Source organism: Kocuria sp. (assembly GCF_030538595.1).
Classification (GTDB): Bacteria; Actinomycetota; Actinomycetes; order Actinomycetales; family Micrococcaceae; genus Kocuria.
In genome coordinates, this window is record NZ_JAUNTS010000005.1 from 96,416 (window position 1) to 112,139 (window position 15,724).

Below are 15,724 nucleotides of genomic sequence, written 5' to 3' on the forward strand. Positions count from 1 at the left end.
CTCTCAGCGCAAGCCAATGGGCCGTTCCAAGGCCAGGGTGATCAGTTCGTCCAACAGTGCCGAATAGTCCAATCCGGAAGCCGCCCACATCCTGGGATACATGGAAATGGGCGTGAAACCGGGCATGGTGTTGACCTCGTTGATGATCACCCGCCCGTCCGGGGTCACAAAAAAGTCAGCCCGGCACAGCCCTTCACCCTCAATGGCGTCAAAGGCTTGGGCGGCACGCTCGCGGATGGTGGCAATCACGTCCTGGGGAACATCCGCCGGGCAACTCAACTCAGCGGAGGCTTCCGAGACGTACTTGGCCTCAAAATCGTAGAAGTCGTGGTCATCAACCACCTGAATCTCTCCCGGCAGAGAGGTTCTGGGGGCCTGGGTGCCGTGGCCTTCCAGAACCGCACACTCGATTTCGCGGCCTTCAATACCCGCCTCCACCACCACCTTGAGGTCAAAGCGGTGTGCTTCCTCAATGGCTGCTCGCAGTGCCTCCCGATCAGTGGGGTCCTCCACCCGCGTGATGCCAAATGACGAACCGGCGCGTGCCGGTTTGACGAATACCGGCCCGCCCAGCGGCGCCACGGCATCCAGGGCAGCTTCCGGGTCACTGCGCCACGCACGGTCACGCAGCACCACGTAAGGGCCCACCTCCAGTCCGGCAGATTCAAAAGCCATCTTCATGAAGTGCTTGTCCATACCCACAGCAGAGGCGGTCACCCCACAGCCCACGTAGGGCACGCTGGCCAGTTCCAGAAAACCCTGCAAGGTGCCATCTTCACCGTACGGCCCGTGCAACAACGGCAGCACAACATCCACGTGGCGCCCCCGCGAAACCTGCGGTGTTGCGGCGGACACATCCCGGACCAGCAATTCAGTGTCGTTGTGCCCCAGCGGCAGGGAAACGCGTTGATCGCCAACAGGCAGTTCGGTGATCGGCTCGGCATCCAGGAGCGCTTCAAGTTCCTCCTGGGAGTAAAGGAACCACTCACCGGTGCGGGCAATGCCCACCGTCACAACATCCCAGGTGTCCCGGTTGATCGCACCCAGGACACCGCGCGCGGTGATCAGGGAGATGCTGTGCTCAGAGGAGATTCCGCCAAAAAGTACGGCTACACACGGTTTGGTGTGCTGTGCTGTTGGGGCGGTGTCCGGGGAGTTCATGCTGGGGTTGCCTCCGATTTCAGTTGCCGGCCCAGGAGCAGCGGCGCCAAATTCTCTACGGTGATCCGACCTTCCAGGATAGCCACCACAGCCTGGGTGATCGGCATGTCCACTCCCCTGTCCCTGGCCAACGCCAGAACCGCCGGGGCCGATTTGAGACCTTCAGCCGTTTGGGTCATTTCCTGGCGGATCTGCTCCAGGGTCTTGCCTTGCCCGAACAGTCTCCCGGCCGTGTGGTTCCTGGACAATGGAGACGAGCAGGTGGCCACCAGGTCACCAATTCCAGCCAGACCGGACATGGTTTCAGGTTTGCCGCCCAGTGCCAGCGCCAACCGGGTGGATTCCGCCAGACCTCGCGTGATGATGGAGGCCTTGGAATTGTCCCCGTAGTGCCGCCCTTCACAGATTCCCACACACACGGCAATCACGTTCTTGGTCAATCCGGCAATCTCTGTGCCCACCACATCTGTATTGGTGTAGGGCCGGAAATACGGGGCCGCACAGGCCTTGGCCACCGCCGCTGCCAAGTTGGGATCAGCGGCGGCCACCACAGATGCGGTGGGCTGTTCATCAGCAATCTCCATGGCCAGATTGGGCCCGGAGAGCACACATGTTTGCTGAGCCCACCCGTGTTCATCATGGCCGCCCGCAGCCGGTGACCGGACCTCACCCAGGACTTGGGCCACCACTTGGGTCATGCGCAGGCCCGTACCTTGTTCCAGACCTTTGGCCAGGGAGACCAAAGCTGCTGTGGACTCCAAGTGCTCAGCAACAGCGGGTAGTTGGCTGCGCAGTACCTGAGCCGGCAGTGCCAGCACCACCAAGTCAGCGCCGTCCAGAGCCGAGCTCAGGTCGTCCGTGATCCGCAGTGGATCCGGTAGGTGCAGTCCCGGGACATAACGCTGATTCACCCGCGTACGAGCCATGCGGGTCATGGCTTCCGAGTCACGACCCCAGAGGTGCACCTCCAAGGCGGGTTCTCCACCCGGTTGCACCGGTTCGCTCAAACTGGCGTCCACCAGCACCTTGGCAAAGGTGGTACCCCAGGAACCTGCCCCCAGCACGGCTGCCTTGCGGAACGTGAATGACTTGTGGTCCGGCAGCGTGCGCGGCAACTCCCGATCCTGGGTTTCCGTGGTGTGTGCACTCATCTGCGTTCCGCTCGTCGTCGATCCCAACGTCCGGCGGGTGGCTGCTCCCCGCGCAATTCGGCCAGCAATCCTGTGATGTCATTCATGATCGCATGGGTGGCCGCCACAGTCTTGCCGTGCGGCACGGCGCTGAGCCACTGCTGAGCACTCAGCCCCGCCACGTCGTCGGTGTCCACGGCCCAGGCTGAGAGATCGACGGCGGGCCCAAAGGCCACTCTCACGGTCTTGCGTGGCAAGGGGCGGAACCAACGCTTGCGCTTGGGATCAGGCCCACGGCCCAAAATCTGTTCATCGCCCCAGTGCGCCACGGGAATCACGGGCAGATTCATGGCCAGTGCCAGCCTGGCGGCCCCGGGGAATCCGTGCATGGGCCACTGCTCGGGATCGCGGGTCAGCGTGCCTTCCGGATAAATGATGACTGAGCCGCCGGAGGCCAGGTGCTCTTGTGCTGCGGCCAGGGCCTTCACGGAGTCCGCTGTCCCCCGGTGCACCGGAACCTGCGCGGTCCGGCGCAGAATGGTCCCCAACACGGGAATCTTGAACAGGGAATCCTTGGCCAAGAAGGTGGGGTTGACCCCGAATTCATACAGCGGCATGGCCACGGTCATGGGGTCCAGTTCGGAGGTGTGATTGGGGGTCACCACAAACGCTCCGGTGCGGGGAAGGTTCTCCAGCCCTTGGTACACGGGCTTGCCCAGCAGCCGATAGGTGGGGATCACCACCGTGGCCACCAGCCGAACCAGCCGGGTGATGTCCACCTGATCCCTCCGCAGCCGCCGCTTGCCACCGCGGCCAACTTCCGGCCCGGAGCTTGTCTGTGACCTCACCGTGCCGCGCCTGTCAGGCATCAACGACGTCGAAGTTCGCGCCCAACGTCTCCAGCTTGCTGGTGAAGCGCTCATACCCGCGCTGAATCAGCTCCACCCCGGTGACCTTGGACTGTCCCTGAGCACCGAGTGCTGCGATCAGGTGGGAGAAGCCTCCGCGCAGATCCGGGACGTGAATGTCCTGGGCTTTCAAGGGCATCCGCCCGGAGATGATGGCCGAGTGCACAAAGTTGGACTGCCCAAACCGGCACGGGGTGGAGCCCAGGCAGTCCCGGTGCAGTTGAATGTTGGCCCCCATGCCGTTGAGTGCATGGGTGAATCCAAAGCGGTTTTCGTACACGGTTTCATGGACTATGGAGACGCCATCGGCTTGGGTCAGGGCCACCACCAACGGCTGCTGCCAGTCGGTCATGAAGCCGGGGTGAACATCCGTTTCCACCACCAGCGGGTTCAGGGAACCCCCCGGGTGACTGAACTGGATGCCGTTGTCCCGGATGTCCAGTTTGCCGCCGGTTTTGCGAAAGACATTCAGGAAAGTCATCATGTCCGACTGCGTGGCACCCTCCACAAAGATGGAGCCGCCAGTCACCAGGGCTGCCGATCCCCAGGAGGCCGCTTCAATGCGGTCACACATGGCGCGATGGTTGTAGCCCTGAAGCTCCTCCACACCTTCAATGTGGATCACGCGGTCAGTTTGCACCGTGATGATCGCGCCCATTTTCTGCAGGACGGCAATCAAGTTCATGATCTCCGGTTCCGTGGCTGCACCGCGCAGTTCGGTCCGGCCACGGGCCCGCGTGGCGGAGAGCAACACCTGCTCGGTGGCACCCACGGACGGATACGGGAGATCCACTTTGGCTCCGTGCAAGCCCTTGGGCGCGGACATCTTGATCCCGGAGTCCAACTTTTCCACCTTGGCGCCAAAATTGCGCAGCACATCAAGGTGGTAGTTGATGGGACGGTCACCAATTTTGCAACCGCCCAAGTCGGGGATGAAAGCCTCCCCCAGGGTGTGCAACAGGGGACCGCACAGCAGGATGGGGATTCGTGAATCACCGGCGTGGGCATCAATGTCCGAATGCCGCGCCTTGGTGACGTTGGTGGGATCCAGGGTCAGTGCACCCTTGCCGTCGTTCACCACGTCCACACCGTGCAGAGCCACCAGATCGGTGACCACCTGGACGTCCTTGATTTCCGGCACGTTGTGCAGCACGGAGGGGGTAGAGCCCAGTAGCGCTGCAACCATGGCTTTGGGAACAAAGTTCTTGGCCCCGCGCACCTCAATGGTGCCTTCCAGGGGAACGCCGCCGGTGATCTGCAGTGCGCTGGTCATGGTCTCCCGATCTGTAGTTGAGGCCCCACTATGTCTTGTGCCCCTGATGTCTGATGCCGCAGTACACGGTCTCATGCTGCTGGACACGGTTTGTTCTGGCTGCATCCGGCTCGTTCTTGGCTACATAGTGCTTCGGACAGCGCCAATCCCTGCCCCTGGATCAGCACTGGCCCATCCTATGGGGCATTCATGAGGGATTCCTGACGCCGCGCGCGTCACCGTTTGCGGCCGTGCAGGTTCGGGGCTTCAGGTCCGCGCCGGAATGGTGGTGGGCAGCCACGCGGGCCTGGTGGCCTCATACGCGGCAATGTCCGCCTCGTGCTGCAAGGTCAGGCCAATGTCGTCCAGACCTTCAGTCAAACGCCACCGCGTGTAGTCATCAATCTGGAAAGGGACCGTGAGCGATCCCACGGTCACCGTGCGAGCCTGCAGGTCAACCGTCACCTGGGTGCCAGGGTCTTGCTCGATCTGCTTCCAGATCAGTTCGACGTCGGACTGCTCCACCTGCGCGGCCAGCAAACCTTGCTTGCCGGAGTTCCCGCGGAAGATGTCCGCGAAACGGGAGGAGATCACCACTTTGAAGCCGTAGTCACGCAGTGCCCACACGGCGTGTTCGCGGGAAGAGCCCGTTCCAAAATCGGGCCCGGCCACCAGAACCGTGGCATGGCGATACGGCTCCTGGTTGAGCACAAAGTCATTGTTCTTGCGCCAGGAGGCAAACAGTGCGTCGTCGAACCCCGTTTTGGTGATGCGTTTGAGGTAAACGGCCGGGATGATTTGGTCGGTGTCCACGTTGGACTGGCGCAGCGGCGCGGCAATCCCGGTGTGGGTGGTGAACTTTTCCATGGTGACTCCTGGGGTGTGCGAACAGGTGCCCGCGTGAAAGTGACTGGATGCGATCAAGCGACCAAGTGGCCGGCGTGTACTGAGGAGGGCCTGCGGCGGCCCCTCAGACCGCCACCGGGTCCAGATCGGATGGTGCCGCCAAGGTTCCGCGGACGGCGGTGGCGGCAGCCACCACCGGGGACACCAGGTGGGTGCGCCCGCCCTTTCCCTGACGGCCCTCAAAGTTTCGGTTGGAAGTGGAAGCACACCGTTGCCCCGGGGCCAGTTGATCCGGATTCATGCCCAAGCACATGGAGCAACCGGCAAAACGCCAGTCCGCACCGAACTCCTTGAACACGCGGTCAAGGCCCTCCGACTCTGCCTGTAGGCGCACTTTTTGGGAGCCGGGCACCACCATCATGGTCACGCTGGGGGCCTTTGTCCTGCCCTTGACGATCTCCGCGGCCAGACGGAGGTCTTCAATCCGGGAATTGGTGCAGGAGCCCAGGAACACCACGTCCACGGGAATCTCCTTCATGGGCGTCCCGGGCACCAGGTCCATGTAATCCAGGGCGCGCTGGGCCGCGGCTTTGTCGTTGTCTTCACCAAAGTCTTCGGGATCCGGAACCGCCTGAGACAGTGACACCCCCTGCCCGGGATTGGTCCCCCAGGTCACAAAAGGTTCCAGGTCATCGGCATTGATGACCACCTCGGCGTCGTAGGTGGCGCCGTCATCCGTGCGCAGCGTCTTCCAGTAAGCCACCGCGTCCTCCCAGTCCTGACCCTGCGGAGCGTGCGGGCGGCCCTGGACGTAATCGAACGTGGTCTGGTCCGGGGCAATCATGCCCGCCCGGGCACCGGCCTCGATGGACATGTTGCAGATGGTCATTCGTGCTTCCATGGACAGTTCCTCAATCGCGGAACCGCGGTATTCGAGCACGTAACCCTGTCCCCCACCTGTGCCGATCTTGGCGATCACGGCCAAGATGATGTCCTTGGAGGACACTCCGGGCCGCAGGTGCCCATCCACCCGGATGGACATGGTTTTGAAGGGTGCCAGCGGCAGCGTCTGGGTGGCCATCACATGCTCCACCTCGGAGGTTCCGATCCCAAAGGCCAGGGCACCGAAGGCTCCGTGGGTGGAGGTGTGAGAGTCGCCGCAGACCACCGTCATACCGGGCATGGTGACGCCCAGCTGAGGTCCCACCACGTGCACAATGCCTTGTTCGTCGTCGCCCAGGGAGTGGAGACGCACCCCGAACTCCTGGGCATTGGTGCGCAGAGTTTCAATCTGCTTGCGGGAGGTTTCATCCGCAATCCGCGCAAAAATGTCTTGGGTGGGCGTGTTGTGGTCCTCCGTGCCCAAGGTCAGATCAACGCGACGCAGCGGACGGCCCGCCAGCCGGAGTCCTTCAAAGGCTTGGGGGGAGGTGACCTCATGGATCAGGTGCAGGTCAATGTAGAGCAGGTCAGGTTGACCGTCTTGTCCCTTACGCACCAGGTGGGCATCCCACACCTTTTCTGCCAGGGTTTTGGGACCGTTGGCGGGATCCGTGGCTGCAACGAACGGGTCTGACGAGTTCAACATTTCTTGTCCTTTACGGGCTGCTTTCAGCGCTGCATCCTAGCTTCCGCGCTGCGTGAGCAGCGCGCCACCACTTTCGCTGTGTTCTCGAATGCTGAGACAGTAGTATCAACACATGGACACTCTGGGTACCTCCCCCGCCGCTTCACGGGCCGATCGCAGCACCCGCGATCCCGATTCTTCGTTCTCCCCCAGCGGTGTGGGCGTGATCGACAAGGCCTCTTTGATCCTGGACCTGCTGGAAGCCGGCCCGGCCTCCCTGTCCCAGCTGGTCTCCGCCACCGGCATCTCCCGTCCCACGGTGCACAGGTTGGCCTCCGCCTTGGCGCATCACCGCCTGCTGGGGCGGGATATTCAAGGGCGCTTTGTCCTAGGCTCCCGGCTGGTGGAACTGGCCTCCGCCGCCGGAGAGGACCGGCTGATTGCAGCGGCAGGCCCCGTGTTGATCCAGTTGCGGGATGCCACCGGGGAGTCCGCGCAGATCTTTCGCCGCCAGGGCGAATGGAGGGTGTGCGTGGCGTCCTCGGAGCGGCCCATTGGGCTACGGGACACCATCCCCGTGGGCACCCAGCTGTCCATGAAAGCAGGTTCTGCCGCCCAGGTGCTGATCGCTTGGGAGGATCACGACCGGTTGTTGGAAGGTTTGCATGCCGCACGCTTCACGGCCACCATGCTGGCCGGTGTACGGCGACGCGGCTGGGCTCAGTCGATCGGTGAACGCGAGTCAGGCATTGCCTCCGTTTCTGCCCCTGTCCGCGGCCCCGGTGGCCGCGTGATTGCCGCTGTGTCCATCTCCGGTCCCATCGAACGCCTCACCCGCCAGCCCGGGCGCCAGCATGCTGAAACCGTGGCACATGCAGCTCGGCAACTCACTCAGGCCATTCGTCCCGCTGGATAAGGGCCTTCGGCTGCGCACGTGAGCCGGGTCATTTCATTTTCATGGCGGCAGCACGGGCCAGGCCGTGGCCCACCCGGTCATGCACGGTCAGTTCTTCCTCAACGGGCTGGATCACATTGTGATGGGCCGCCACGGCAATCTGTTGGCGCAGACGCTTGCTCACGCCACGAGCGCGCCATCGGCCACCCCACCGGGCAAAAATGGCGCTCAGCACACCCAGCACCAATCCCACCACAAGGCCGGTGACCACCAGCAGCGTGGGAACCGGGACACCTGTCCCTTCCACTTCCGGTGTCTGAGGTACCGGAATCTGCAGGTATTGCAGCGCGAACAGACCGGTCAACCACAGCAGTCCGGCCACTGCGGTCAACAGAGCCAACCACTGGATCACGTCCAGGGGAATCCACCACCAGGACTTGGCACCGCGGCGCAGATCGGTGTGCGCCAGAGCTTGATCCAGGTCATCCGGCAAATCCTGATGCCTGCTGCGTGCCGCCTCCCGAATGGAACGCTCCCACACGGCAGTGGAGCCTTCTGAAACTTCATCCGCAAATCGCCGCACTGCCGTGTCTGCTGATGCGCGCTGCGCTGCGGACATGGGTGGTAGCGAAGATCGGTGCAGGGAAGGATCCTTGTGGTCATCGTGAAGACCCTGTAGATGCAGCCTGCGCAAGGGGTCCTTACGGAAGCCACCGACCCACCGCACCGGAAGCCATCCCGTACGTTTACCTGCATTGAGCACGTAGGAGCGGCGCGCAGCTTGTGCGATCCCGTCGGCATTGGCGGCTCTGACCAGACCTTCGGTCAGTGCCTCTCTGGCGAACGGGGTGACCCCCGCGGGCTGGCCCGTGCCGTGGGACTCCTGTAGCTGCTCCACCGCGCCTTCCAGGTCAGCCGACAAGCGTGCGGCGGCGGCTTCCTTCCCGTTGACCACCTCAGTGATGCGTGCGCGGACGGCACCAATGCCCATGCCCGTGGCCGCGGATGTTGCCACCGGAGCTGACCGCCCGGTGGCCGCCAGACCGTCACGCTGCAACAGCTCTGTCAGAGAGCTCATCACGTTTCGGATGTGGTCACCGGCCAGCCGATCAGCCTGGTTGAGTACCACCAGTGTCACCGCGGCATGCCGGGACAGCGGGGCGATGAAATCGTCATGGAGCACGGCATCCGCGTATTTCTGCGGATCCACCACCCACACCACCACATCCACCATGCCCACCAGACGTTGGGCGATCTGACGATGTTCCTGCACGACGGAATCCACATCCGGCAGATCCAGCAGAACAAGCCCTTGCGGGATGTCGGTCCAGAGACCGGCCACACCTGCCGACCACGGTGATCCCTCCGCTTGCTCCAAGACATACCGCGATTCAATGCCCAGCCAGTCCAACAGGGGTTCGGCACCGTGCTGAGAACCCAGAACGGCCAAGGGCGCGGTGGTGGTCGGTCGGCGAACCGCAGCCTGGGCCACCGGGCGGCCCACCACGGCGTTGAGCAGCGAGGACTTACCGGAACCGGTGGCGCCAAAGAACCCCACCACCGTGTGATCCGCGGAGAGGGACCGGCGAGTGACCGCGCGCTCCAGGATGGCTTCGGCACGTTCGACGGCGCCGTCATCCAACCGTCCGCGTCCGGCTTCCACCGTCTCCTGGAGGCCCAGGAGACGGTCATCAATGTTGAAGGTCTTGACCTTCTGACGGCCCAGTTTGATCACAACTGCTCCCCCGTGCTCAGCACGCGCTGGGCGGCATCATGGATGGTTCCCGCAGGCGGGTCCTGGAGGATGGTGAGGCGTTCCAACCACGGTTCTTCCAGGGATTGCACCAGTTCACGCAGTCTGATCTCCAGATCCTTACGGGCTTTTTCTGCCAACCGGCGCACTCCGTCCTCACCGAAGACGGCTTCCAGCAATTTGGTGCCGACCACGCCGGAGGCACCGGCAATACCGATTTCGGCCCCGGTGAGACCGGCAGACATGGAGAACACGGTGATCATCAAGGCCACGGTCACCACGTTGAGTCCGATGGAGAGCACTCTGGCCTGGGTCCGTTTACCTGCGCCCTCCCGTTGAATCAGCTCCATCACGTCGGTTTGCCACGCTCGGATCATGGCCGCGGAACGCTCCGGAGTGTCCTCCGGCAACTTTCCAAGGTCTTGGTCCCCCAGCAAAGCACGGCCAGCTCGTTCGGAACGCCAACGGCGTTGCGCGTTCTCCCCGGCCTTGGCCAGTTCCTCCACGATCACGGCCTGCAACCCGGTTTCCAGCGCCTGCTCCACCTGAACCTCGGGGGCGGGTTTGCCGCGCAAGGCCGATCCCAACCGGTCCCGCAGCCGCCCAATACGCGCTTCCACCGAACGGAAGAACTCACCGGTACCCACAAAGTCTTGCCAGCGGGCCAGGACTTCGTCCCGCAACAAGGAACCGTCCTTGGTGGAGGCGATGATTTCTTGCAGGGCTCGTTCGTGGGCTTCCACCACGTCCGCGCGCAACTGTCCGGTCACGGTGTGCTGCGCCGCCACGTCCTCTGCAATCTCCGTCCCGTGCTGGGCCACCTGACGCAGGGCTCCGCCCACGGTACGCCGTGCCACCTCAGCACGGGCCAGCGAGTCTGCAGCCAGGTCATTGAGCCAGGTGCGCAGCGGTTCCACCACACCGGCGGGCAGCATCCCTGCGGCGTTGAGCGGCGCTTCCGGGACCACGAAAATTGGGGCTTGGCCCAGTCCGTGATCGGCCAACATACGCTGGAGATCCGGCACTATTTCACCGTCAACCCCCTGCGGAACCCGGTCCAGGATCACTGCCACCGTGATGTCCCGTGTACCGGCCTCCACCAAAAGCTCCCACGGCACGGCATCCGCATACCTGTTGGCGGTTGTGGTGAACAGCCACAGATCGGCAGCAGCCAGCAGTTGATTGGCCAGTTTCCGGTTCTGCTCGGAGACAGAGTCGATGTCCGGGGCATCCAGCAATGCCACCCCCCGGTGCAGGCCATCGTCAGCCAGCAACACCAAACTTTGGACAGCCTCCTGAGCCCCGTCATGAGTCAGTGAACCATCCACCGTGGAACGTTGCACGGCAGGTGCCGTTGAAGCCAGTTGACCGCGGACTCGGGCCAGGTGTGGCAGCACACGGGTTCCCTCAAAAGCGTTGGCATCAAGCGGGTGATGGATCAGCATGGGTTGCCGCGTGGTGGGGCGGACGGCGCCGGCGCGTGTCACGGGGCGTCCGATCAAGGCATTCACCAGCGTTGACTTACCCGCGCCGGTGGAACCACCCACCACGGCCAAGAGGGGTGCATCCAGAGATTTCACCCGGGGAAGCACGTAATCCTCAATTTGAGCCAGTGTCCGGCGCACGGCCTCACGCCCGGCCTCAGCGCCGGGGGTTTCCAACGGTAGTTCGGTGCGGACCAGCAGGTCTCTGAGATCTTCCACCGCCAGGGCTGTGGCTTCCGCCCCACCCTCCGGGCGAGCGCGTGAGGCCGTGGGCGGCGTCGTCGTTGCTGGTTCCGTCACCCCCGTGGCATCCGAGGCGGAGATGGCACCGGCCGTTGCACCGGCCCATGGAAGGTGCGCAGGCTGGGGTGGTCGCCCGCTGGGTGCGGCTGGGCCTGCCGTGCGGGGGGAGCCCTGCGGGTCCAGCTCATGATCAGATGTGCTCACAGAGTTCATCATGCCTCATCACCGGGTACCAGCGGGGTGCCTTCGGTACCCAAACACAACATGCCCGGGACATCCGTGGATGTCCCGGGCATGTTCCTCGGTGGTGACCCCAACCGGATTCGAACCGGTGTTGCCGCCGTGAGAGGGCGGAGTACTAGGCCGCTATACGATGGGGCCGAGGTTGGCCGATGAACGTTCAGCCGGACGCTCCCAAACACATTGGGAGACACCACAGACCGCAGGATGCGTGTCTGTGGAAGATGTAGCGGAGTGACCCCAACCGGATTCGAACCGGTGTTGCCGCCGTGAGAGGGCGGAGTACTAGGCCGCTATACGATGGGGCCGCTGGGGTACCAGGACTCGAACCTAGAATGACGGTACCAGAAACCGTTGTGTTGCCAATTACACCATACCCCACTGCACACGTGGCCTTCGGGCTCAACAAAAACCCACCGGCTGCGCGCAACGAGCAGAAACTATACCTCTCCGCATGGGGCCCGGCAAATCATCCGGGCCCCGTCATGCGGATTGTGAGGGTGACTACACGGGGACTCAAGACTGAGCGCTGAGCCGGGCTTCCAACAGCGCGCCCAACATGTCCAGCCGAGCCAGGGCAGCCTCCTTGCCCAGAATCTCCAGGGATTCAAACAACGGCGGGGAGACCTGACGCCCGGACACCGCAACACGCGCCGGCCCAAAAGCCAATCGCGGCTTGATACCCAAATCCTCCACCAAGGCTTGCCGAAGTGCCGCCTGAACATTCTCCGTGGTGAACTCGTCCACAGATTCCAAGGCGGCACGGGCCGCCGCCAAAACCTGCGGGGCGTTCTCCTTCAGTTTGCCCACCGCTTGCTCGTCGTAATTGAGCACCTGATCGCGCAGGAACAGGAAGCCCAGCATGGGAACCGCATCCGCCAGCAGATCCATGCGGGTCTGCACCAGGGGTGCCGCAGCATCCAGAATCTGATTCTCCCGCTCGGACAGGTCCCGGCCCAGCACTCCCCCGGATTGCAAGTAGGGGATCAACCGATTGCGGAACTCTTGCGGCTCCAACGCGCGGATGTGATCGCCGTTGATGGCTGTGGCCTTCTTGAGGTCAAAGCGGGCTGGATTTGCCAGGACATCGTGCACGTCAAAGGCATCCACAAATTCTTGCTGGCTGAAAATGTCCTGGTCTGCCGACAACGACCAACCCAGCAAGGCCAGATAGTTCAGCAGCCCCTCCGGGATGAAGCCGGCATCACGCAGGTTGAACAGGCTGGATTCCGGATCACGCTTGGAGAGCTTCTTGTTGCCCTCCCCCATCACGTACGGGAGGTGCCCGAACTCCGGCACTCGCTCAGCCACCCCCACCGCCACCAGCGCGCGGTACAGCGCAATCTGGCGCGGGGTGGAGGAGAGCAGGTCTTCACCGCGCAGCACGTGAGTGATGCGCATCAGGGCATCGTCCACCGGGTTGACCAGGGTGTAGAGCGGCTTGCCATTGGCGCGCACGACGACGAAGTCGGGGACCGAACCCGCCCCGAACGTGATCTGGCCACGGACCAAGTCCGTGAAGGTGATGTCCTCATCTGGCATCCGCAATCGCAGCACGGGCTCGCGCCCCTCCGCGCGGAAGGCTTCCACCTGCTCCGGTGTGAGTTCACGGTCAAAGTTGTCGTAACCCAACTTGGGGTCACGCCCTGCAGCCTTGTGCCGAGCCTCCACCTCATCCGGTGTTGAGTAGGACTCGTAAATGGCTCCGGCATCCTTGAGTTTGGTGATGACCTCTCGGTAGATCTCACCGCGCTGGGACTGCCGGTATGGTTCGTGCGGTCCGCCCACAGTCACGCCTTCATCCCAGGTGATCCCCAACCAGTCAAGGGCTTCCAACAGCTGGTTGAAGGATTCCTCCGAGTCCCGGGCGGCGTCCGTGTCTTCAATCCGGAAAATCAGCTTGCCCCCCGTGTGCCGTGCGTAGGCCCAGTTGAACAAAGCGGTGCGGACCAAGCCAACGTGTGGTGTCCCCGTGGGGGATGGGCAGAACCGGACACGAACATCGCTGCCCCGGGCTTCAGCCGCACCAGTGGCAGCAGCCTGAGCCGAGGTGGGAACAACGTGGTCCACGGGATGTGACGTGGAGGAGCTGACATTGTGGTTTTCAGTCATGACGTGAGTAAATCCTTACGATCCGTCAGCGGGGAACACGCTTGTGGGCGTTTCCGCCGGATACATGGCGAATAAATGGGTTGAACAGAATTACAGGGGTGGACCCTTCTGGCAGCGGTCCGCGCCGTCAGCGGCGCAGAAGGGTGGCCAACGTACCGATGCCTTCCACCTGAACTTCAAGGCGGTCACCCTCATCAACGGTGCCAACTCCTGCCGGCGTACCCGTGAGGATCACATCACCGGGCAGCAACGTGAACGCGCTGGATACATAGGCAATCAAGTCGGCCACCCCAAAGATCATGTCTGCGGTGGTGCCATCCTGCTTGATCTCTCCATTGACGGAGGACCGTACGGAGAGATCGGCAACGTCCAGCTCGGTCTCAATCCACGGCCCCAGGGGGCAGGCACCGTCAAACCCCTTGGCGCGCGCCCATTGGTTGTCCGTGCGCTGCGCGTCCCGCGCTGTCAGGTCATTGGCACAGGTGTAGCCGAAGATCACGTCATCCACCTGGTCCACCGGGACGTCCTTGCAGATTCTCCCGATCACCACGGCCAACTCAGCCTCGTAGGAAACTTCCTCGGTCCAAGCGGGCAAGGTCACGGGATCGCCCGGGCCCGTCACGGAGGTGTTGGGCTTGAAGAACAGCAGGGGGCTGCTGGGCAGTTCATTGCCCATCTCCTTGGCGTGCTCAGCGTAGTTCCGGCCCACGCACACCACCTTGGACCGTGGGATGACCGGAGCCAACAACCGCACGTCCTCCAGGGGCCAGGACTGCCCCTCCACCGGTTGGATGCCGTTGAAGAATGGGTCACCCACCAGGGGGATCACCACTGCTTGGCTGTCCTCCCCCTGCACCACGCCGTAGTGAATCTGGTCATCTGCAGTGAATCGGGCAATACGCATGTCTTTAGGCTAATGCTGTTCGGGAAGTGGTGCGCGCCGGGTTGGTGAGTCGGGTGCCGTGTCAGACCAGCATTCTGCGAACACAGGCTGGCAGCCGCCCAACTCAGGCCAGCTGAGTCAGCCAACCGTGACGGTCCTCACCCTTACCGGTTTGCAGGTCCAGCAACTCTTCACGCAGAGACAGAGTGACTTCACCGGGTTGAGCATCCTCCGGGCCGATGGTCTCGGTGTCACTGATCAGACGCCCCACCGGGGAAATCACGGCTGCGGTGCCGCAGGCAAACACCTCCGTGAGCCGTCCGGAGTTCGCACCGTTACGCCACTCATCCAATGTGAAGGGCCGCTCCTCCACGGTCAGGCCGCGGTCTTGGGCCAACTGGATGATGGATTCTCGGGTCACACCTTCCAGAATGGTGCCGGTCAATTCGGGGGTGACCAACGTGCCGTCGTCGAAAACAAAAAACACGTTCATGCCGCCGAGCTCTTCAATGGCGTGGTCTCGATCGGGATCGGTGAAAATCACCTGCTGGCAGCCGTGAGCATTGCCCTCCATCTGGGCAATCAGGGACGCGGCGTAATTTCCACCGCACTTGGCATCACCGGTGCCTCCACGGCCGGCGCGTGCCCAGTTCTTGGACAACCAGATGTCCACGGCGGTGGCCTCACCAAAGTAGTTGCCTGCCGGGGAGGCGATCACGGAGAACAGCACCTCCCGGGAGGGCCGCACCCCCAGGAACGACTCGGTGGCGATCATGAAGGGACGCAGGTACAAGGATTGTCCCTCGCCGGAAGGCACCCAGCTCTTGTCCTGGCCCACCAATGTCTGGAGGGACTCCAAGAACAGTTCTTCGGGCAGCGTTGGCAGCGCCATGCGGGTGGCGGAGCGGTTGATACGGGCGGCGTTCTTCTCGGGACGGAAGGTCCACACCGAGCCGTCGTCGTGCTTGTACGCCTTCAGCCCCTCAAAAACCTCCTGACCGTAGTGCAGCACCGCAGCCGCTGGATCCAGGGTCAGCGGTCCGTAAGGAACCAGGGCGGGCTGCCCCCACTGCCCCGTGCCCTCCTCCACATTGCCGTTCCACAGAATCTGGATCATGTGATCGGTGAAGTGCTGGCCAAAGCCCGGAGAGCTCAGAATCTGCTCGCGCTCTTCGTCCGAGAGTGCGTTCGGGTTGAGCTGCTTGGTGAATGCGGTGGTCACGGTGGTCTCTTCCACGTTGATGTGTGTG

Annotated in this window: 12 protein-coding genes and 3 tRNA genes; 1 reads left to right on the forward strand and 14 read right to left on the reverse strand. The window is 63.0% G+C overall.

What is annotated here, in order from left to right; translation table 11 throughout:
- Positions 1-3: 3 nt before the first annotated feature.
- The 6 genes from Q4G32_RS06085 to leuC all read right to left on the reverse strand — a co-directional run bounded on the left by Q4G32_RS06085 (position 4) and on the right by leuC (position 6,885).
- The gene (locus tag Q4G32_RS06085; RefSeq protein WP_303350000.1) at positions 4-1,161 is read right to left on the reverse strand and encodes a D-alanine--D-alanine ligase family protein; all 1,158 of its coding nucleotides are present in this window, start codon (positions 1,159-1,161) and stop codon (positions 4-6) included.
- Positions 1,158-2,312: an NAD(P)H-dependent glycerol-3-phosphate dehydrogenase gene (locus Q4G32_RS06090; protein ID WP_303350001.1), complete on the reverse strand. Its 1,155-nt coding sequence runs from the start codon at positions 2,310-2,312 to the stop codon at positions 1,158-1,160. The genes Q4G32_RS06085 and Q4G32_RS06090 overlap by 4 nt, the downstream gene beginning before the upstream one ends.
- A complete protein-coding gene (locus Q4G32_RS06095; protein ID WP_303350002.1) occupies positions 2,309-3,139 on the reverse strand; it encodes a lysophospholipid acyltransferase family protein in 831 nt (276 codons plus the stop codon). The genes Q4G32_RS06090 and Q4G32_RS06095 overlap by 4 nt, the downstream gene beginning before the upstream one ends.
- Positions 3,140-3,152: 13 nt before the next feature.
- Positions 3,153-4,472 carry a UDP-N-acetylglucosamine 1-carboxyvinyltransferase gene (murA, locus tag Q4G32_RS06100; protein WP_303350003.1) on the reverse strand — a complete coding sequence of 440 codons (1,320 nt, stop codon included), beginning with the start codon at positions 4,470-4,472 and terminating at the stop codon, positions 3,153-3,155.
- Between the two features lie 246 nt (positions 4,473-4,718).
- On the reverse strand, positions 4,719-5,318 hold the full coding sequence (leuD, locus tag Q4G32_RS06105; RefSeq protein WP_303350004.1) for a 3-isopropylmalate dehydratase small subunit: 600 nt from the start codon (positions 5,316-5,318) through the stop codon (positions 4,719-4,721).
- A gap of 103 nt (positions 5,319-5,421) precedes the next feature.
- The gene (gene leuC, locus Q4G32_RS06110) at positions 5,422-6,885 is read right to left on the reverse strand and encodes a 3-isopropylmalate dehydratase large subunit (RefSeq protein ID WP_303350006.1); all 1,464 of its coding nucleotides are present in this window, start codon (positions 6,883-6,885) and stop codon (positions 5,422-5,424) included.
- Positions 6,886-6,997: 112 nt separating this feature from the next.
- Between leuC and Q4G32_RS06115 the strand changes: the two genes are divergently transcribed.
- Positions 6,998-7,780 (forward strand): IclR family transcriptional regulator, encoded by a 783-nt coding sequence (locus Q4G32_RS06115; protein ID WP_303350008.1) that lies wholly within the window; start codon positions 6,998-7,000, stop codon positions 7,778-7,780.
- Positions 7,781-7,808: 28 nt separating this feature from the next.
- On the opposite strand, the gene Q4G32_RS06120 is transcribed toward Q4G32_RS06115, so the two are convergent.
- The 8 genes from Q4G32_RS06120 to Q4G32_RS06155 form a co-directional block, all read right to left on the reverse strand.
- A complete protein-coding gene (locus Q4G32_RS06120; protein ID WP_303350009.1) occupies positions 7,809-9,494 on the reverse strand; it encodes a GTPase in 1,686 nt (561 codons plus the stop codon).
- A complete protein-coding gene (locus tag Q4G32_RS06125; RefSeq protein WP_441327474.1) occupies positions 9,491-11,296 on the reverse strand; it encodes a dynamin family protein in 1,806 nt (601 codons plus the stop codon). The genes Q4G32_RS06120 and Q4G32_RS06125 overlap by 4 nt, the downstream gene beginning before the upstream one ends.
- Before the next feature lie 248 nt (positions 11,297-11,544).
- Positions 11,545-11,620: transfer RNA gene (locus Q4G32_RS06130), tRNA-Glu, on the reverse strand.
- A 94-nt stretch (positions 11,621-11,714) separates the two neighbouring features.
- Positions 11,715-11,787 (reverse strand) — tRNA-Glu (locus Q4G32_RS06135).
- Between the two features lies 1 nt (position 11,788).
- A tRNA-Gln gene (locus Q4G32_RS06140) sits at positions 11,789-11,860 on the reverse strand.
- 135 nt (positions 11,861-11,995) lie between these two features.
- Complete coding sequence (gene gltX / locus Q4G32_RS06145) at positions 11,996-13,591, reverse strand: glutamate--tRNA ligase (protein ID WP_303350013.1); 1,596 nt, start codon at positions 13,589-13,591, stop codon at positions 11,996-11,998.
- A gap of 127 nt (positions 13,592-13,718) precedes the next feature.
- Entirely contained in the window at positions 13,719-14,495 is a 777-nt protein-coding gene (locus Q4G32_RS06150) for a fumarylacetoacetate hydrolase family protein (RefSeq protein ID WP_303350016.1), read from the reverse strand.
- A gap of 103 nt (positions 14,496-14,598) precedes the next feature.
- Positions 14,599-15,696 carry a branched-chain amino acid aminotransferase gene (locus Q4G32_RS06155; protein WP_303350122.1) on the reverse strand — a complete coding sequence of 366 codons (1,098 nt, stop codon included), beginning with the start codon at positions 15,694-15,696 and terminating at the stop codon, positions 14,599-14,601.
- Between the last annotated feature and the right edge of the window lie 28 nt (positions 15,697-15,724).